The following is an 18,195-nucleotide window of genomic DNA, read 5'->3' as shown; positions in this document are numbered from 1 at the left end:
TCTATGAATCCACGCTCCCGGACCTGCGCTACGTCTCCACCGGAGACATGAACGCCGAAGTCGGGCGAGCGGCCGCCGCTACGGCTATGAGCGCAGCGACACGGACTGGCGGGCCATCGCCGACGACCCCGACATCCAGGTGGTCAGCGTCGTCATCGCGAACAGCCTGCATCTCGAGGTGGTCAGGGGGCTCATCGAGGCCGGCAAGCACGTGCTGTGCGAGAAACCGCTCTCCGACACCCTGGCCTCGGCACGGAAGATGGCCGACCTGGCCCGGGAGGCCTTCTCCGTGGTTCGTATCGGCCTAACCTACCGCCGCCAGCTTCCACCAGGACACGCCCTCGCAGGTCCGCCTGTACCTCAACGATGACCACTCTGGCAGAAACGGCTACCGCACCGTGAACCTCGGATCGGACCCCCTTACGTGGCCGGTGGCATGCCGATCGATGTCTCCGGTGTCGGTTTCGGCCAGAACGAGGGTTTCACCTACCAGGCCCGGGCCTTCCTGGAGGAGGTCGCGGAAATCCCGGAGGAGGAATCCCTGCCCCGCAACGCATCCTTCGACGAAGGTGTCCACAACATGGAAATCCTCGCGGCCGTCGCCCGGTAGGCCGCGGACAACGGAAAGCAGGTGAACCTGTGAAACTCGGTGTCTACAACGCGATTCTGCACAACCGCCCACTGGAGGATGCGATCAAGGTGATCGCCGACCTCGGGTTGAACGGCATCGAGATCAACTCCGGTGGTTTCCTGCCTCCGGTGCACATCCCCGAGATCGACGAGATCATCGCCGACCCGGCCGCCGCGAAGGCCTATCTGGCGCGCTTCGACGGCACCGGAGTGGAGATCGCGGGCCTCAACTGCAACGGCAACCCCCTCCACCCCAACCCGATCATCGGGGACAAGCACGCCGAGGACGTCCGCCGTTCCATCCGGGCGGCGGCTGCGCTCGGGCAGAACCGGGTGGTGACCATGTCCGGGCTGCCCGGTGGCGAGCCCGGAACCCTGCACCCGAACTGGATCGTCAACGCCTGGAACTCGGCCGCGCTCGACGTGCTCGACTACCAGTGGGAGATCGCCGCTAAGTTCTGGAGCGAGATCGACCAGCTTGCCAGGGACCACGGGGTCAAGGTGGCGCTCGAACTGCATCCCCAGAACATCGTGTTCAACGCCCGCGACATCCGCAAACTGGTGGAGCTGACCGGTGCGACGAACATCGGGGTCGAGATGGATGCCTCACATCTGTTCTGGCAGCAGGCCGACCCGGTGGCCGTGGTTCGTGAGCTCGGGTCGCTGATCCTCCACGCCGCGGCGAAGGACGTCCGGATCAATGCCGAGAACGCCAGGTTGAACGGTGTCCTGGACAACGGTTTCCGACGGTTGTCCCCGGACGAGCCTCGCGTCAACCTCGGCGGCGGCGAGTGGGCCAACGAATGGCCGAAGGATTCGTCGTGGGACTTCGTCGCGCTGGGCAAGGGACACGACGTGGCCTACTGGACCGAGTTCATCCGGGCCCTCCACGACGTGGATCCGGACATGTGCCTCAACATCGAGCACGAGGACACCGAACTCGGACGCATCGAAGGACTCCAGGTGGCGGCCGACGTGTTGAAGTCTGCCTGGGCGGCCTTCCAGGCCGGATGAGCCGAGACCGACCGGCCGGGTCCGGGAACCCGGCCGGTCGGTCCTTGCCCGGAGCCTCTAAGCTGGATCGCCGTGGGCCCGGGTCGTCCGGGCCGCGAAAGGGGATCTGTGGGAGACGAAGTTCAGCGGGCGAGCCGGGTGATCGCGGTCCCGGTCTCCATCGACATGGTGACGCTGCTCGGTCCCCGGGACGCCTTCCTGCGGGTGCTGGAGGACCGGCTCGCCGCGGACATCCACGTTCGCGGCAGCCAGGTGACGGTGACCGGGGAACCGGGGGACGTGGCCTCTGCCGTCGAGATCCTGACCGAGCTCATCACCATAATCCGCACCGGCCAGGGCCTGAGCGAGGAAACCGTGGAGCGGGTCATCAACCTGGCCGCCGAGGACCTGAAACCTTCCGAGATCCTCACCGCCGACATCATCTCCGCGCGCGGCCGGACCGTGCGGCCGAAGACCCTCAACCAGAAACGCTACGTGGATGCCATCGACCGGCACACGGTGGTTTTCGGAATCGGCCCGGCGGGCACTGGCAAGACCTACCTGGCCATGGCGAAGGCGGTGCAGGCTCTGCAGTCCAAACAGGTGAGCCGCATCATCCTGACCCGCCCGGCGATCGAGGCTGGGGAGCGGCTGGGTTTCCTGCCGGGCACTCTGAACGACAAGATCGATCCCTACCTGCGGCCCCTCTACGACGCGCTGCACGACATGGTGGAGGCCGACTCGGTGCCGAAGCTCCTGACCTCCGGCACCATCGAGGTTGCGCCCCTGGCCTACATGCGCGGCCGCACCCTCAACGACGCCTTCATCATCCTCGACGAGGCCCAGAACACGTCCTCGGAGCAGATGAAGATGTTCCTCACCCGGCTCGGGTTCGGCTCCAAGGTGGTGGTGACGGGCGACATCACCCAGATCGACCTTCCCGGCGGGGTGCGCAGCGGGTTGCGACAGGTCACCCAGATCCTCGACGGCGTCGAGGACATCGCCTTCTGCACCCTCACCGCCCGTGACGTGGTGCGTCACAAACTGGTCGGCAGGATCGTTGCCGCCTACGATTCCTATGACAGCATCCAACAGGGCAGGGGCGGCAGATGATCGACATCAACAACGAATCCGGGGTCCAGGCCGACGAGCTGGGTCTGGTGGCCCTGGCCAGGTTCGCCCTCAGCCGCCTGCGGATCCATCCTCAGGCGGATCTGTCGATCCTCCTGGTGGACGAGGCAACCATGGCCGAGTACCACCAGCGTTTCATGGACCTGCCCGGCCCGACCGACGTGATGAGTTTCCCGATGGACGAGCTGCGGGAACCCGCCGAGGACGAGGAGCCACCCCTCGGGTTGCTCGGTGACATCGTGCTCTGCCCGCAGGTGACCGCCCGGCAGGCGGCCGAGAACGGCCGGGAACCGGCGGCTGAGGCCGAGTACCTTCTGATCCACGGCCTGCTCCACCTGCTGGGACACGACCACGCCGAACCGGAGGAGAAGGCCGTCATGTTCGGGCTGAACGACAGGATCATCGCTGCCTGGGAGGTGGCCCGCAACAACCGTCGGAGCGACCGGCCGGTGAACAGCTGAAAAGCGCGCCGGACAGATCCGTTGCGGACCGCCACTAGACTGGCTGCCCAAGCGTTTTCTTTCAAAGGTTGGTTGATCACCTCCACATGTTCCAGTCCCAGTGGATAGAACTGACGGTTGCACTCGTCTGCGCGATCCTCGCATCCCTGCTCGTCGCCGTCGAAACCGCCCTCACGGGGTTCTCCCGGGGGCGGGCCGAGAAACTGGTCGATTCTGGGGTGCGCGGGGCGGAACGGATCCGGTTGATAGTCCAGGACCCGGCCCCCTCCATCAACGCCGTGATGTTCACCCGGATGTCCTTCGAGGCGACGGCCATGGCGCTCGTGGCTCTGGTGGTCTTCCAGAACATCGAGGGCACGGCACCCCGGCTGGTGACGCTCGTGGCGATCCTGCTGGTGGTGTTCTTCATACTGTGGGGGGTGGCCCCGAGAACGATCGGGAGGCAACACCCGGAACGGATCATGAGGTCCTTCGCCCCCCTGGTTTCGCTGCTGACCACGGTGCTGGGTCCGGTCGCGCAACTGATGATCCTGCTCGGGAACGCGCTGACCCCCGGGCGTGGGTTCTCGGACGGCCCGTTCGCCTCGGAGGCCGAGCTCCGGGACCTCGTCGACATCGCCGAGGCGAACGAGGTGATCGAGGCGCGCGAATCGAAGATGATCCACTCGGTGTTCGAGCTGGGCGACACCCTCGTCAAGGAGGTGATGGTCCCGCGCACCGACATGGTCTGGGTTCCCAGGGACCGCACCCTCAGGCAGCTGCTGTCGCTGGCCCTGCGATCCGGTTTCTCCCGCATCCCCGTGGTGGGTGATGGCGGCATCGACGACGTACTCGGCGTGGTCTACCTGAAGGACGTAACCAGGCGCGTCTACGACTACCCCGACGCGGAACGCAGCGAAACCGTCGGAGACCTGATGCGCCCGGCCAGTTTCGTGCCCGACTCCAAACCCGCCTCGGAACTGCTGCGTGACATGCAGCTGCGGCACTCGCACCTGGTGATCGTCATCGACGAGTTCGGCGGCACCGCGGGCCTGTGCACGATGGAGGACATCGTCGAGGAGATCGTGGGTGAGATCGTCGACGAGTACGACCACGAGATCCCTGCCATCGCCGAACTCCCGGAACCCGGGCACTACCGGGTCAGTTCCCGGCTGCCCGTTGACGAGCTGGGTGAACTGTTCGGCATCCCGCTGCAGGACGAGGAGGTCGACACCGTCGGCGGGTTGATGGCGAAACTCCTCAACGTGGTTCCCATCCCGGGTTCCAGCGTCACCTACGAAGGCATCGAAATGGTGGCCGATCGCGCAGTGGGACGTCGCCACCAGATAGGGACCGTCCTGGTGTGTCTCGCCCCGAAGACATCCCGGGAGGAAAAGGAGGAAACCAGTGACTGACCAGCCGTTCCACTCCGGCTTCGCCTGCTTCGTCGGGCGGCCCAACGCGGGAAAATCCACCCTGACCAACGCCTTGGTGGGTCAGAAGATCGCGATCGCCTCCTCGAAACCCCAGACCACCAGGCACGCGGTGCGGGGCATAGTCACCTGTGACTCGGGACAGCTGGTGCTGATCGACACCCCCGGACTGCACCGGCCCCGCACCCTGCTGGGGGAGCGCCTCAACGAGATGGTGCGCGAAACCTGGTCCGAGGTGGACGTCGTCGGTGTCTGCCTGCCCTGCGACCAGCGGATCGGCCCCGGCGACCGCTACATCGTCTCGCAGATCGCCGAGCTGTCGAACCGCCCCCTGTTGGTGGCCCTGGCCACCAAGACCGACCTCGTCAGCAAGGAACGGGTGCTCTCCCACCTGGTGGACATCTCGGCACTCGCGGACGAACTCGGCATCCAGTGGGCCGAGGTGGTTCCCTGCTCCGCGCTCAACAACGACCAGGTGGACACGGTCCGTGACGTGCTGCTGCGCCTGCTGCCGGAAGGGCCGATGTACTACCCCGACGGGGAGGTCACCGACGAACCGGAGGAGACGCTGATCGCCGAACTGATCCGGGAGGCCGCCCTCGAAGGGGTGCGCGACGAACTCCCGCACTCCATAGCGGTGGTGATCGATGAGATCCTGCCGCGTCCTGACCGTCCCGAGGACAAACCCCTCCTGGACGTGTTCGCCTCCATCGTCGTGGAACGCGACTCCCAGAAGGGGATCATCATCGGCCACAAGGGAAGCCGGCTGCGGGAGATCGGGACCGCTGCCCGCCTCCAGATCAACCGGTTGCTGGGCACCCCGGTCCACCTGAGCCTGCACGTCAAGGTGCTGCGCGAGTGGCAGCGCGATACGAAATATCTGAACAGGCTCGGTTTCTAGTAGGCTTCTGGGCATGGCAGAGCGATTCCTTCTCCTTCGCTGCCGCGGCGAGGCCCAGTTCTGAACCGGCCAGCCTCCTCGCTGCGGAGCCCTAGCGTGCCTGGCTGTCATCCAGCAAGGAGAGAAACAAATGACCCGCATCCAGCCCAAACCCGTGCAGACTCCCACAACCATGCCCGTTGGGCGCTACCGCGCCTTCGAACCGGTGGTGGTTCCGGATCGCACCTGGCCCGCCAAACGCATCACCAAAGCGCCCCGTTGGTTGTCCACCGACCTGCGCGACGGCAACCAGGCCCTCATCGACCCGATGACCCCGAACCGCAAGATGCGGATGTTCGAACTGCTCGTGGCCCTGGGCTACAAGGAGATAGAGATCGGTTTCCCGTCGGCCTCCCAGACCGATTTCGACTTCGTCCGGCAGCTCATCACCGGCGGTCACGTGCCCGAGGACGTGACCATCTCGGTGCTGACCCAGGCCCGGGAGGACCTGATCGCCAGGACCGCCGAGTCCCTGATCGGGGCGCACCGCGCCACCATCCACATGTACAACGCGACCGCCGAGCTGTTCCGGCGGGTGGTTTTCGGCATCGACGAAACCGAGTGCGTGAACCTCGCCACGCGAGGTACCGAGCTGGTCATGAAATACGCGGACAAGTACCTGGGTGAGGTCGAGTTCGGATACCAGTACAGCCCCGAGATCTTCACCCAGACCCCGACGGATTTCGCCGTCGAGGTGTGCAATGCCGTGGCGGAGATCTGGCAACCGGACAAGAACCGGGAGATCATCTTCAACCTGCCCGCCACCGTGGAGCGTTCCACCCCGAACACCTACGCCGACCAGATCGAGTACTTCTGCCGCAACATCGACAACCGGGAGTTCGTGGTGGTCTCGCTGCATCCGCACAACGACCGGGGAACTGCCGTCGCCGCCGCGGAACTGGGCCAGATGGCCGGAGCAGACCGGGTGGAGGGTTGCCTGTTCGGGCACGGCGAGCGCACCGGCAACGTCGACCTGGTGACGTTGGCCCTGAACCTCTACACCCAGGGTGTCGACCCGCAGCTGGACTTTCACGACATTGATCACGTGCGCCGCACCGTCGAGTACTGCACCGGTCTGCCCGTGCACCCCCGCCAGCCGTACGCGGGGGACCTGGTGTACACCGCCTTCTCCGGATCCCACCAGGACGCCATCAAGAAGGGCCTGGAGTCCTTGGAGAAACAGGCCGCAGGTGCAGGGAAGCCCATCACCGAGATCGAATGGGAGGCACCCTACCTGCCCATCGACCCGCACGACGTCGGCAGGAACTACGAGGCAGTGATCCGGGTGAATTCGCAGTCCGGCAAGGGCGGGGTGGCCTACCTGATGAAGACCGAGGCGAAGATGGAACTGCCGCGCCGCCTCCAGATGGAGTTCAGCCGCGTGGTGCAGCAGCACACCGACGCCCAGGGCGGCGAGCTCTCCCCGAAGGACATCGTCGATATCTTCTCGGCCGAATACCTGTCAGAGGGGGACTGGGCGCTCACTTCCGCGGGTTCGTCGTCGCAGAACGGGCAGTTCCGCATCACCGCCACCATCAACGACCCCAAGGGCCGCGACGTGGATGTGGAGGGCGAGGGCAACGGACCCGTGTCCGCCTTCGTCGATGCCCTGGCTGAAACGGGCGCCCGGGTCCGGGTTCTCGACTACTCGGAACACGCCCTCGAATCCGGGGGGGATGCGAAGGCCGCGGCCTATGTGGAGTGTGAACTCGGCACCGGGGACGATGCGCAGGTGTTCTGGGGAGTCGGCGTGGATCCGTCGATCACCAGCGCTTCCATGAGGGCCATTCTCTCGGCACTCAACCGGGCCGCCCGTGCCTGAACGCGGGAAACCCTGGCGGAGGCGGCTGGCGTGGGCACTCGTCGTCACCGTGTGCGCTGCTGCCGCCGTCGCCGCCGAGGTGTACCGGGAGGTGCACACCACCCGGTTGGTCACTGAGACCACCGTCACGGACAAGCTGACCGGGGAGCTGCGGATCATGCAGCTCAGCGACATCCACATGCGCGACGACCCCGCCCAGCTGGCGAGCATCGTGACCCAGGTGCGCGACGCCGGGCCGCACCTGATAGTCATCGCGGGGGACACCTTGAACACCCGCAACGAAACCCTCGACCCGCTCAAGGAACTGTTCTCCCGGCTCGCGGAGCTCGGCATCCCGATGTACGCGGTCCTGGGAAACCACGACCACTGGTCGAGGGACCTGCCGCAGCTGGTCGAGTTGTACACCCGCCACGGGATCAAACTGATCGACAACGAACACGAGGTGATCACCGGGGAGTTCGGAAGCTTCACCCTGGTGGGGGCGGGTGATGCCTACACCGATCACGCCCACCTCGACCAGGCTCTGAAAGGGGCACCGGGGGGCTTCAGGTTCCTGCTGACCCATTCCCCGGAGATCCTGCCCCAGCTGGAGAAGGCGGACATCGACTACGCCGTGTGCGGTCACACCCATGGGGGACAGGTCGCGATGCCGTTCATCGGTGCGATCCATGTACCGGGGCAGGGACTCTTCCCGAAGTACAGCCGGGGCCGCTATCAGGTGGGAAAGGCGGCGTTGTACATCGACTCCGGGGTCGGTGTGACAGGAATGGACCTGAGGTTTCTGGTGCAGTCGCAGATCGTGCTTCACGTGTTTCATCCCTGAGCTGGACGATGCCGGAATGGATGCAGAACAACCGGGTGCTCTCGGGAGCAGGGGAAGGACCCGGGGGTGGTTTCCCGCAGAACGATTCCCCTAACCGAATTGCTGGCCTTCTAACGGTGACCCGCCGGTGCGCGAAAGACATTCCGCGTACCGGAATCAGAAATAGACGGCCACGGGTCCGTGCGGCCCCGGAATGATCTCCACCGGGGTCTCGAAGATCCCCGTCAGAACCTCCTCGCGGAAGAGTTCTTCCGGGCTGCCGCTGGCCGCCACCTGCCCGTTCTTCATGGCGATGATCTTGTCTGCGTAGGTGGCGGCGAAATTGATGTCGTGCAGCACGATCACGATCGTGCGTCCCAGTTCTTTCGCGGCCCGGCGCAGGTGCTGCATCATCTGCACGGAATGGGCCATGTCCAAGTTGTTCAAGGGTTCGTCCAGCAGCACGTACCTGGTGTCCTGGGCCAGCACCATGGCCACGTAGGCGCGTTGCCGCTGACCCCCCGAGAGCTCGTCGATGAAACGGTTCGCGATCTCCTCCAGATGCAGGAAGGAAATGGCCTGCTCGACGATCTCGATGTCCTTGACATTCAGGTGTCCCCGTGAGTGGGGAAAACGACCGAAACCTACCAGCTGGCGAACCGTCAGCCGGGTCACGAAATGGTTCTCCTGACGAAGCACCGACAACACCTTGGCGAGGTCCTTGGACTTGGCCGTCGCCACGTTCATGCCTGCCACCTCGATGGTTCCGGCGTCCATTCCCAGCAGGCGCCCGATCATGGTCAGCAGCGTGGATTTGCCGGCCCCGTTGGGACCCACCAGGGCGGTGATGCCGCCTTCGGGGATTTTGAGTTCCAAGGGACCGATGGTCGTCGTGGAGTTGTATGTCTTCAGGGCAGCGTCTACGAGGATCACAGTCGTCCCTTTCGCAGGAGATGGATGAGGAAGAAGGTGCCACCCACCGCCTCGATGATGATGCCCACGGAGCCGGTGGCGTAGAAGATGTGCCGCAGGATGAAGTAGGCGCCACCGAGGATCACCACCCCGACCAGCCAGGCCATCGGGAGGACGAACCGGTGCTCGTGGGTGTCGGACAGCTGGTAGGCGGTCATCGCCACCAGGAAACCGAGGAACGACATGGGGCCGACCAGCGAGGTGCTGACGGCCATCAACACCGCCGCCAGCATCAGGATCACCAGCGAATTGCGGCGGTGATCCACGCCCAGGCCGATGGCTGCGTCGCGTCCCAGCCCCAGTACGTCGAGGGTCCGCGACATCGCCAGCAGCAATCCACCGGTTACCAGAGCCAGGGGAGTCGCGACCGTCAGCTGGGACACGTCGGCATTTGAGATGTTGCCGATGAGCCTGGCGCTCAGGATGTCGAACGCCGACGGGTTCAAGAGGTTCTGCATGTAGGTGGACAGGGCGCCGAGCCCCGTTCCGATGACGATGCCCAGCAGAAGCGTCTGGTGGATGTTGGTGCGCTCGTTCCGGAGCATCCAGCCGTAGAGCAGCGCCGCCAGGGCGACCATGAGCCCGACTTGCATGAGGTACTGTCCTGTGCTGTTCATGCTGGTCAACCCGGTGATGCCGAAGAAGAAAACGATGCTGGTCTGGACCAGGCGGTACAGCGACTCGAACCCCATGATCGAGGGCGTGATGATCCGGTTGTTGGTGATGGTCTGGAAAGCGACCGTCGCCAGTGCCTGACACCAGGCGACCACCAGGATCACGGCCACGGATGTGGCTCGCACCTGGGCGATCCGCCAGAAACCGGGCGAGTCCACGGGCATGGGATTGCGCCAGGCGAGAATGCAATAACAGATGACCGGGGCCAGGAGAAGCAGGATCGCCAGGGCGGCCCGGTAGCGTCGTGCCGCCCGGGGATCGGCGAAGGCGCCGTGGCCTGCGCGCGTCATCGTCTCAGGCATTTCCTCGCCTCCTCAACAGGAGAAAGGCGAACACGAACGCCCCGACCACCGACAGGATGGTGCCGACGGGAACCTCGAAGGGCATGATCACGAGTCTCCCCACGATGTCGCAGGCCGTAACCATCGCAGCCCCGGTCAGGCAGACCCAAGGCAGGTTGGAACGCAGATTGTCGCCCCGCAGCAGGGAGACGATGTTCGGGACGACCAGTCCCAGGAAGGGAAGGTTGCCGATCACCACGGTGATGATGCCGGTGACCGCCGCGATCATTCCGGTGCCGAGCAGCACCACTTTCCGGTGATCGATCCCGACATTCGTCGCGACGTCCTTTCCGAGACCAGCGATCGTGAACTGGTCCGCCACCAGGAAGACCCCGATGACCACGATCACCACGGCCCACACCGGTTCGTACTGTCCCTGGATCGCTGCGGAGAACGAGCCCTGGAACCATATCCCCAGCGTCTGGAGCATGCTGGTGGCCTGCGCCAGGTAGGAGGAAACGGCGCCGACCACCGCGCCCAGCATGATGCCGACGATCGGGACGATCATCGCGGAACGCAACTGGATGCGCCTCAGGACCAGGAAGAACACCATTGTGCCCCCGAAGGCGGCGGCGATGGCAGCCACCATCTTCACCATCAACGGTGCCTCCGGGTAGAGGATCAGCACACAGAGCAGCCCCAGACCTGCCCACTCCGTGGTCCCGGTGGTGGTGGGTTCGACGAAACGGTTCTGGGAGATCTGCTGCATCACAAGGCCCGATATGGCCATGGCGGAGCCCGCCAGCAGCAGGGAGACGGTGCGGGGAATGCGGGTCAGGGCGAAGATGTAGGCGCCGTCCGGGGAACCGAACACGTCGTAGACCCCTACCAGGAGGGAAGAGACGGTCAGCGCCAGGAGCCCGAGGAGCCCCAGCAGCAGGGGAGCGGTGAACAGCCGTTGCCGGGACGCGGCACCGCCGGGGACTCGGCTGTCGGTCTCGTCCCCGGCGGTTTTCGGTTCGGTCACGCAGACTTCTCCATGGCGTCTGCCACGTCGTTGAAGAACTTGGTGTAGGTCTGGATGCCCTCATTGAGGTAGGTGTCGGTGGGCATGTAGACGATCTGTTTCTTGGTGACGGCCGTCACGTTCTGCAGGGGAGCGGAACCCGCGATCACGTCGGAGGCCGGGGTGGCGGTTTCCCCCTCGGCGGTGATGGCTGCGTCGCGGTCCATTACGAGGATCCAGTCCGGGTTGGACTGGGCGATGGCCTCGACGGAGATCTCGTCGCCTTGGTGGTCGCTGCTGCCCTTGCTCTCCAGGGCGGGGGTGAGACCGAGAATCTCGAAGACGGGCCCGAGCGTGCGGCCGGAACCGGGGGCGGAGTAGTTGACCTTGCCCTTCGAGACGATGACGGCCATCACCTTGGAACCGGACTTGTAGGCCGCCTTCACGCGGGCGATCGAGGCGTCGAAATCGCTCACCAGCTTGGCGGCCTCATCCTTCTTGCCGAAGATCTCCCCGGCCACGGTTACCTGGCGTTTCAACTCCTCGTCGAACTTGTATTTGGGCTTCCCGTTTTCGTCCTTCTCATCGCGGATGTCGATGTCCACGAGGGCGGCCTCGGGGGTCAGCTGCTTGAACTGGTCGTACCTGTCCTTGAAACGCTGCCCGTTGATGATCAGGTCGGGCTGAACTCCGACCGCGGCCTCCATGTTGGGTTCCCGGTGGTTCCCGAGATTCACGATGGAACTGTCGGTCTTGTACGGGGATCCCTTTGGCATGATGTCCTGCGGGGCGGCAGAAAGCTTCACCCCCCATTCCTGGAGGGGCTGGAACAGGCGGTTGTCGGTGACGATGACGCTCTTGGCGGGCACCGGGACGGTCACGGAGCCACGGTTGTCCTGGACGGTCACAGTGGTGGCCCCAGCGGACTGCGAGGCGTTGGCGGAGTCGCTCGGCTGCGAGCTCGCGCCGCCGCAGGCGGTGAGGCCGATGCTCACGCTCACGAGGGCGGCCAAGGCGGGTAGCAGACGGGTCTTCGAGATAATCACGGTTCTCCTATGCGGTTGCCGGACTCGGGCAAGGCAAGTCAACCCTATTAATTGCGAAAAAGTAAGGGCTGGTGTGTCAGCCGCCCGGTCAGGGAATCCGCATCCCGTTCTCCGTGGCACCCCGGTAGCCATCGAGGAGCAGATTGATCCTCCGGGCCGACAGTTCGCTCACCCTGTCCGGGAGCTCCTCACGTGGGACCCAGTGGATCGCCCTGAGTTCCCGGTCCCGGGGAGCGAGGCAGCGGGCGATTGTGCCGGGCAGGACACCGCCGTCGTAGATGAACTCGATGGCATCGCCCCAGCCGAGATGGGGTGGCATCCAGTCGGTGATGGCGGGTTCACCGAGGGCGATGTCGAGGCCGATCTCCTCGAGCAGTTCACGGCGGCCCCCGGTGCGGGGCGACTCATCCGGGTCCACCACCCCGCCGGGAAGTTCCCAGTCTTCCTTGTAGGCCGTCTCGGTAAGCAACACCCGGCCGGTCTCGTCGCGGAAGACGACGTGGGCGATGACGCGTTTCGTCGGCAACACCGAGTTCATCACTCCGGAGAAACCGTGCGGGCCGTAGACCGGATCCACCGCCAGGCGGGCGTAGATCAGCACGTCCACCAGGTGCCCCGACGGGGTGAGCAGGGCCGAACGCAACCTGCCCTCCCGCCGGAAACCGCAGCGGTGCAGCGCAACCATGGCTGCATGGTCCGTGGCCGGGATGTCGCACTGTAACCGCCGCAGGTCGTGGGCCAGGATGGCGTCGTCGGCGGCCAGGGAAACCGCCCGCTCCAGGGTGGCGGCGTCCACCACCTGTTCCTCCCAGCGGAGCTGGCCCACCCCGCCGGCGATGTCCACCTGGACCCTGAAGTCGCTCACTTGGCCTTGTGCCGCAACCAGATCGAGCCCAGCGGGGGAATGGTCACCTCAGCGCTGGCCGGGAAGTGTCCCCACGGTTCGTCGTGCGCGGTGACCACACCCAGATTGCCGAACTGCCCGGAGCCATCGTAGGTCTCCGAGTCCGTGTTCAGGATTTCCTCCCACTCGCCGTCGGCGGGCAGCCCGATGGGGTAGTCGCGCAGCGGCTCGGGGGAGAAGTTGGTGAAACAGGCCACGTGGTTTCCCCGGGAGTCGTTGCGCACCCAGCTCAATGTGTTGTGCCCCCTGTCGTCGGCGTTGATCCAGGTGAAACCCTCCGGGGCGTTGTCCAGTTCGAACAGCGGGGGATTGTCTCGGTAGATCATGTTGAGGTCGCGGAACAGCCGCTGCAGGCCCCCGTGTCCCCAGAGTTCCGTGACCCACCACTCCAGGCTGGTGGCCTCGTTGAACTCTGGGCGCTGGGCGAACTCGGAACCCATGAAAACCAGCTGCTTGCCGGGGAAACTCCACATGAACGAGTAGAAGGCGCGAAGAGTGGCGAACTTGCGCCAGTCGTCCTGGGGCACCTTGTTGATCATCGAACCCTTGCCGTGCACGACCTCGTCGTGGCTGATCGGCAGGATGAAGTTCTCGGAGTACTGGTAGACCATCGCGAACGTCAGCAGATTGTGCTCGTACTGGCGGTAGACCGGATCCAGCGCCAAGTAGCGCAGGGTGTCGTTCATCCAGCCCATGTTCCACTTGAAACCGAAACCGAGCCCATCCTTGTCGACGGGTTTGGTGACCCCCGGGAAACTGGTGGACTCCTCGGCGATCATCATCGTCCCCGGATGGCGTTCGTACATGTGCCGGTTGACGTAGCGCAGGAAGTCGATGGCCTCCAGGTTTTCGCGACCCCCGTACTTGTTCGGCACCCACTGGCCCTCGGCGCGCGAGTAGTCGAGGTAGAGCATGGAAGCCACCGCGTCGACCCGCAGGCCGTCGATGTGGAACTCGGACAGCCAGTACAGGGCGTTGGAGACCAGGAAGCTCTTCACCTCGTTGCGACCGTAGTTGAAGATGTAGGTTCCCCAGTCCATGTGTTCGCCCTGGCGGGGGTCGGCATGCTCGTACAGGGCGGTCCCGTCGAAACGACCCAGCGCCCAGTCATCCTTCGGGAAGTGTCCCGGCACCCAGTCGAGGATCACACCGATCCCGGCCTGGTGGAGCTTGTCGATCAGGAACCGCAGATCGTCGGGTTTGCCGAAACGGCTCGTGGGGGAGTAGTAGCCGGTCACCTGGTAACCCCAGCTCGGTTCGAACGGGTGCTCCGCCAGGGGCATGAACTCAACGTGGGTGTAGCCCTGCCACTTGACGTAGGAGACGAGTTCCTCGGCCAGGTCCAGGTAGCTCTTGCCGCGTCGCCAACCGCCGAGATGCACCTCGTAGATGCTCATCGGCTCCTTGTAGGGCAGTGACTTCTCCCGTTTCGCGATCCACTCGTCATCGGACCAGATGTACTTCGACTCGTAGACGATCGAGGCATTGGCCGGGGCCTGCTCGGAGAACCGGGCCAGCGGATCGACCTTCTCCCGCCAGACACCGTCGGGTCCCTGGATGCGGAACTTGTAGAGCGTTTCCTCCTTGAGACCCTCGATGAAGGTGCCCCACACCCCGGAACCGGGAATCAGCTGCATCGGGTCGCCGGTCCACCAGTTGAAATCACCGATCACCTGCACCGCGCGAGCATTGGGGGCCCAGACCGCGAACCTGACGCCTTCGATGGGTCCCCTCTCGTCGTCCTCGACCGTGCACTGGAAGGCACCAAGACGCTTCCAGAGTTCGGTGTCGCCACCGTTGTGGAATCCTTCCAGGTCCCAGCCGGTCAGTCCGCCAAACGGATCATGCGCCATTGTCAGCTCCTCAAGACTCGATGCCTGTCAGATAATCTACCGGGATACGGAGGTGAGTGGGGCGATTCCGGGTTTCATAGACCACCTCGTAGACGGCCTTGTCCACCTCGTAGGCGAGCAGGACATCCGCCAAGGTCCCGGTGGAGCCACCGTAGCCATCCAGGAAGGCCGCCCGGGCGTCGTCCCGCCAGCCCTCGGAGGCGTGCCCGCTGGCCGCGGCGTAGTCGAAGGAGCGCAACATGCCGGCCACGTCCCGCAGCGGGGAATCGGGCTCGCGTCTCTCCTGCAACGATTTGATGGGTTCGCCCTCGAAGTCGACGTAGCGCCAGCCGTTCCGGGTCGACAGCGCCTGACCGAGATGGCAGTCCCCGTGGATGCGCTGGATCGGCAACTCGAGTTCCTCAATGGCGGAATAGGCCCGCAGCGCCGGGCCGCGGAACCTCTCGAGCAGCGGAACCTCAGATGCGGCGGCGTCCAGTCGTGCCCGGAACTGGGCCACCAGTTTCCGTCCGTGCAGTCTGCCGGTGGGGAAACGACTGGCCAAAAGGTCGTGCACCCGGTTCAGCTGGCGGCCCAGTTCCCGGGCCTGCTCAGTGAAACCGGTTCCGGTCCCGGCGGCCCGGCAGGCCTCGACGAATCCGTCGCGCGGATCGGGCAGCGCCTCCAGGAACACCCCGAGGTGCGCCCCACGCCACTCCCACCAGCCGAAAAGCTCCGCCACCGCACCGGAACCGGACAGGGCCCGGTGCATCTCGACATCGACGTTCGGGCCGTTCTCGATGCGACGAAAGATCTTTCCGACGATCAGGTCCCCGAAGAAAATCGACGTGTTCGACTGTTCCCCGCGGTAGCGGCGGCCCGGGAGCCCGGAGGGAACCTCCCGGGTGGCCACGAAACCCGGTGCGCCGGAGGATAGGCAGTCGAGCAGCGCGGTCATCGCGGCGGGTTCGTCCGCGACCTCCGCGACATCGAAACCGGTTCCTTCCAATTCGATGCGCGCCAAGGGGTCCGTGGGGCAGTCCCCGGCGGCGTGGAAGGCCAGTGGCACGTGGTATCTCTCTGTTTCCCCCGTCGGGTAGGCCACCTCCAGCAGGGCGCTTCGCAGCCCGGGGCTGGCTTCTCCCGGCGGCCGGAACCAGTCGGTGAGTTCTACTTGGCGGGGAACCCCGCCGCGGGAACGCCCGGAGAACCACCGGGCATTTTCGGCTAGCTTCCAGAGCGCCCCGAGCAGTGGGTCGTGGTTGCGGTTCATGGTTCAGCGTGAGGTGACGTGGAAGATGTGGGCGGGCTTGCCTGGGTAAAGGCGAACCCAGTTCTTCTCACCCCAGATGTAGGTGTCGCCCGACAGCTCGTCGTGGACCTCGACGGCAGCTCCCGGGGGAAGCCCCAGAGCCGGGAGGTCCAGGTAGACCTCGGACTCCACGGTGTTGTCCGGATCCAGTGAGCAGACCACCAGCATGACGTCGTCCCCGTCGTGTTTCGAGTAGGCCATCACCGAGTCGTGCGGGGCGTGGTGGAAGTGGATGTCGCGCAGCTGCTGCAGGGCCTGGTGCTTCTCGCGGATCCCGTTCAGGGTCCCCAGGAGCAGGTTCAGGTTCGGTTCCTCGGTGAAGTCCCGTGGGCGGTACTCGTACTTCTCCGAGTTCAGGTATTCCTCACGTCCCGGGGCCAGGGGGGTGTGCTCGAACAGCTCGAAACCCGAGTAGACGCCCCACGAGGGCGATAGTGTGGCGGCCAGGATCGCGCGGATGGCGAAGATCGCGGGATTCCCGGACTGCAGGTGGAAGGGCAGAATATCCGGGGTGTTGACGAAGAAATTGGGCCGGTAGTAGGGGGCCATGTCCCGGCTCAGCTCCGTCAGGTATTCCGTGAGCTCCCACTTCGCGACGCGCCAAGTGAAATACGTGTACGACTGCTGGAAACCGACCTTACCGAGGGCCGCCATCATCTGCGGTTTGGTGAAGGCCTCGGCCAGGAAGATGACCTCCGGGTTGGTCTCGTGCACCCGCTCCAGCAACCAGTCCCAGAACTCCACGGGTTTGGTGTGGGGGTTGTCCACCCGGAAGATCGTCACGCCGCGGTCGATCCACAGCTGCACGACCCTCAGCACCTCCTGGTAGATGCCCTCGGGATCGTTGTCGAAGTTCAGGGGATAGATGTCCTGGTACTTCTTGGGCGGGTTCTCCGCGTAGGCGATGGTCCCGTCCAGGCGGGTGGTGAACCATTCGGGATGTTCCTGCACCCACGGATGGTCGGGGGAGGCCTGGAGGGCGAGGTCGAGGGCCAACTCCAGTCCGAGGGACTTCGCCTTCGCGACGAACCGCTCGAAGGACTCGAGATCACCCAGGTCGGGGTGGATGGCGTCGTGCCCGCCGTCGAGAGAACCGATGGCCCACGGGGACCCCGGGTCGTCGGGGGCCGGGTCGAGACTGTTGTTCTTCCCCTTCCGGAAGGCCGAACCGATGGGATGGATCGGGGGCAGGTAGGCCACGTGGAAACCCATCGCCGCGATCGCCTCGAGACGCGAGTGCGAGGAGTCGAAACCACCCGAGATCCAGTTGCCCTCCTCGTCGCGCATGGCCCCCTGGGAGCGCGGGAAGAACTCGTACCACGACGAGTAGAGGGCGCGGCGGCGTTCGACGCGGATCGGGTATTCCTGGGTGGCGGAGATCGCTTCCCGGGGGCCGAACCGCGCCATGGCGCGTTCGATGGGACGCGAGTTGACCAGATCCTCGATCTCGCTGACGGGGGTGTTTGGGTTCAGCGCCTCGGCCGCGGCGCGTAGCAGGTGGGATGCCGCCATCACACGGGACTGCTCGGCGGTCTCGGCCGCCTCGTGGAAGAGCTCCCGGCCCTCCAGGCAGAGCAATTCCACGTCCATGCCCAGCGGCAGCTTCGCAAGCGCGTTGTGGCGCCAGGTGCCCCAGGGATCGGACCAGCCCTCGACGCGGAAGGTCCAGTCCCCTTCGGTCGCCATGCGGACATGGGCCTGCCAGATGTCGAGCCCCTTGGGTTCGACCTGGGTCATGTCGATCCGGCGCTGGGTTCCGTGCGGGGCGGTGAGGATCACCGATGCGTTCACGGCGTCGTGGCCCTCGCGGAACACGTTCGCGCTGATCAGGATTCGTTCATGCGCCACGGCCTTTACCGGGTAGGCGCCGTCGGCTATCACGGGGGAAACCCCCGTTACCGGGATGCGGCCGAAACCGCCTTCGGTGCGTCGCAGGTGTGCTCTGGCTGGTGTGGGGTGGTTCACAGGAACCACCC

17 protein-coding genes are annotated in these 18,195 nt (G+C 65.1%); 9 read left to right on the top strand and 8 right to left on the bottom strand.

All coding sequences use genetic code 11. The features are described from left to right. Positions 1-7 precede the first annotated feature (7 nt). The 9 genes from EL272_RS15430 to EL272_RS08225 all read left to right on the top strand — a co-directional run bounded on the left by EL272_RS15430 (position 8) and on the right by EL272_RS08225 (position 8,212). A complete protein-coding gene (locus tag EL272_RS15430) occupies positions 8-370 on the top strand; it encodes a Gfo/Idh/MocA family protein (RefSeq protein ID WP_197720331.1) in 363 nt (120 codons plus the stop codon). Positions 371-436: 66 nt separating this feature from the next. Next, positions 437-610: a hypothetical protein gene (locus EL272_RS15425; RefSeq protein WP_197720247.1), complete on the top strand. Its 174-nt coding sequence runs from the start codon at positions 437-439 to the stop codon at positions 608-610. Between the two features lie 29 nt (positions 611-639). Then, positions 640-1,644 carry a sugar phosphate isomerase/epimerase family protein gene (locus EL272_RS08255; protein WP_061786930.1) on the top strand — a complete coding sequence of 335 codons (1,005 nt, stop codon included), beginning with the start codon at positions 640-642 and terminating at the stop codon, positions 1,642-1,644. A 165-nt stretch (positions 1,645-1,809) separates the two neighbouring features. Continuing rightward, the gene (locus EL272_RS08250; protein ID WP_041697520.1) at positions 1,810-2,736 is read left to right on the top strand and encodes a PhoH family protein; all 927 of its coding nucleotides are present in this window, start codon (positions 1,810-1,812) and stop codon (positions 2,734-2,736) included. Next, positions 2,733-3,215: an rRNA maturation RNase YbeY gene (gene ybeY, locus EL272_RS08245; protein ID WP_061786931.1), complete on the top strand. Its 483-nt coding sequence runs from the start codon at positions 2,733-2,735 to the stop codon at positions 3,213-3,215. The genes EL272_RS08250 and ybeY overlap by 4 nt, the downstream gene beginning before the upstream one ends. Before the next feature lie 86 nt (positions 3,216-3,301). Further along, positions 3,302-4,609 (top strand): hemolysin family protein, encoded by a 1,308-nt coding sequence (locus tag EL272_RS08240; RefSeq protein WP_061786932.1) that lies wholly within the window; start codon positions 3,302-3,304, stop codon positions 4,607-4,609. Beyond that, complete coding sequence (gene era / locus EL272_RS08235) at positions 4,602-5,528, top strand: GTPase Era (RefSeq protein WP_014846736.1); 927 nt, start codon at positions 4,602-4,604, stop codon at positions 5,526-5,528. The genes EL272_RS08240 and era overlap by 8 nt, the downstream gene beginning before the upstream one ends. A 130-nt stretch (positions 5,529-5,658) precedes the next feature. Next, a complete protein-coding gene (gene leuA / locus EL272_RS08230; RefSeq protein WP_061786933.1) occupies positions 5,659-7,389 on the top strand; it encodes a 2-isopropylmalate synthase in 1,731 nt (576 codons plus the stop codon). After that, positions 7,382-8,212, top strand: a complete 831-nt coding sequence (locus tag EL272_RS08225) for a metallophosphoesterase (RefSeq protein ID WP_061786934.1) — start codon at positions 7,382-7,384, stop codon at positions 8,210-8,212. Before leuA ends, EL272_RS08225 begins: the two co-directional genes overlap by 8 nt. A gap of 156 nt (positions 8,213-8,368) precedes the next feature. On the opposite strand, the gene EL272_RS08220 is transcribed toward EL272_RS08225, so the two are convergent. From EL272_RS08220 to EL272_RS08185, 8 genes are all read right to left on the bottom strand, one after another. Continuing rightward, complete coding sequence (locus EL272_RS08220) at positions 8,369-9,124, bottom strand: iron ABC transporter ATP-binding protein (RefSeq protein WP_061786935.1); 756 nt, start codon at positions 9,122-9,124, stop codon at positions 8,369-8,371. Then, positions 9,121-10,140 carry an iron chelate uptake ABC transporter family permease subunit gene (locus EL272_RS08215; protein WP_061786936.1) on the bottom strand — a complete coding sequence of 340 codons (1,020 nt, stop codon included), beginning with the start codon at positions 10,138-10,140 and terminating at the stop codon, positions 9,121-9,123. Before EL272_RS08215 ends, EL272_RS08220 begins: the two co-directional genes overlap by 4 nt. After that, entirely contained in the window at positions 10,133-11,146 is a 1,014-nt protein-coding gene (locus EL272_RS08210; RefSeq protein WP_014846730.1) for an ABC transporter permease, read from the bottom strand. Before EL272_RS08210 ends, EL272_RS08215 begins: the two co-directional genes overlap by 8 nt. After that, entirely contained in the window at positions 11,143-12,171 is a 1,029-nt protein-coding gene (locus EL272_RS08205; RefSeq protein ID WP_110644189.1) for a siderophore ABC transporter substrate-binding protein, read from the bottom strand. Before EL272_RS08205 ends, EL272_RS08210 begins: the two co-directional genes overlap by 4 nt. Positions 12,172-12,259: 88 nt before the next feature. Then, the gene (locus tag EL272_RS08200; protein WP_082793756.1) at positions 12,260-13,036 is read right to left on the bottom strand and encodes an NUDIX hydrolase; all 777 of its coding nucleotides are present in this window, start codon (positions 13,034-13,036) and stop codon (positions 12,260-12,262) included. Continuing rightward, positions 13,033-14,928 carry a 1,4-alpha-glucan branching protein GlgB gene (glgB, locus tag EL272_RS08195; RefSeq protein ID WP_061786938.1) on the bottom strand — a complete coding sequence of 632 codons (1,896 nt, stop codon included), beginning with the start codon at positions 14,926-14,928 and terminating at the stop codon, positions 13,033-13,035. The genes EL272_RS08200 and glgB overlap by 4 nt, the downstream gene beginning before the upstream one ends. A gap of 10 nt (positions 14,929-14,938) precedes the next feature. Next, complete coding sequence (locus EL272_RS08190; RefSeq protein WP_061786939.1) at positions 14,939-16,180, bottom strand: phosphotransferase; 1,242 nt, start codon at positions 16,178-16,180, stop codon at positions 14,939-14,941. A gap of 3 nt (positions 16,181-16,183) precedes the next feature. Then, complete coding sequence (locus tag EL272_RS08185; protein ID WP_061786940.1) at positions 16,184-18,184, bottom strand: maltotransferase domain-containing protein; 2,001 nt, start codon at positions 18,182-18,184, stop codon at positions 16,184-16,186. Positions 18,185-18,195 lie beyond the last annotated feature (11 nt).

This window comes from Arachnia propionica, assembly GCF_900637725.1.
Taxonomy (GTDB): domain Bacteria; phylum Actinomycetota; class Actinomycetes; order Propionibacteriales; family Propionibacteriaceae; genus Arachnia; species Arachnia propionica.
This window is presented reverse-complemented; position numbering and strand designations above follow the sequence as displayed.

Bases quoted from the DNA above. Each gene is read 5' to 3' on its own strand.
- EL272_RS08240 (WP_061786932.1), top strand. From the start codon at position 3,302: ATGTTCCAGTCCCAGTGGATAGAACTGACGGTTGCACTCGTCTGCGCG.
- glgB (WP_061786938.1), bottom strand. From the start codon at position 14,928: ATGGCGCATGATCCGTTTGGCGGACTGACCGGCTGGGACCTGGAAGGA.
- ybeY (WP_061786931.1), top strand. From the start codon at position 2,733: ATGATCGACATCAACAACGAATCCGGGGTCCAGGCCGACGAGCTGGGT.
- EL272_RS08250 (WP_041697520.1), top strand. From the start codon at position 1,810: ATGGTGACGCTGCTCGGTCCCCGGGACGCCTTCCTGCGGGTGCTGGAG.
- leuA (WP_061786933.1), top strand. From the start codon at position 5,659: ATGACCCGCATCCAGCCCAAACCCGTGCAGACTCCCACAACCATGCCC.
- EL272_RS08190 (WP_061786939.1), bottom strand. From the start codon at position 16,180: ATGAACCGCAACCACGACCCACTGCTCGGGGCGCTCTGGAAGCTAGCC.
- EL272_RS08215 (WP_061786936.1), bottom strand. From the start codon at position 10,140: ATGCCTGAGACGATGACGCGCGCAGGCCACGGCGCCTTCGCCGATCCC.
- EL272_RS15425 (WP_197720247.1), top strand. From the start codon at position 437: ATGCCGATCGATGTCTCCGGTGTCGGTTTCGGCCAGAACGAGGGTTTC.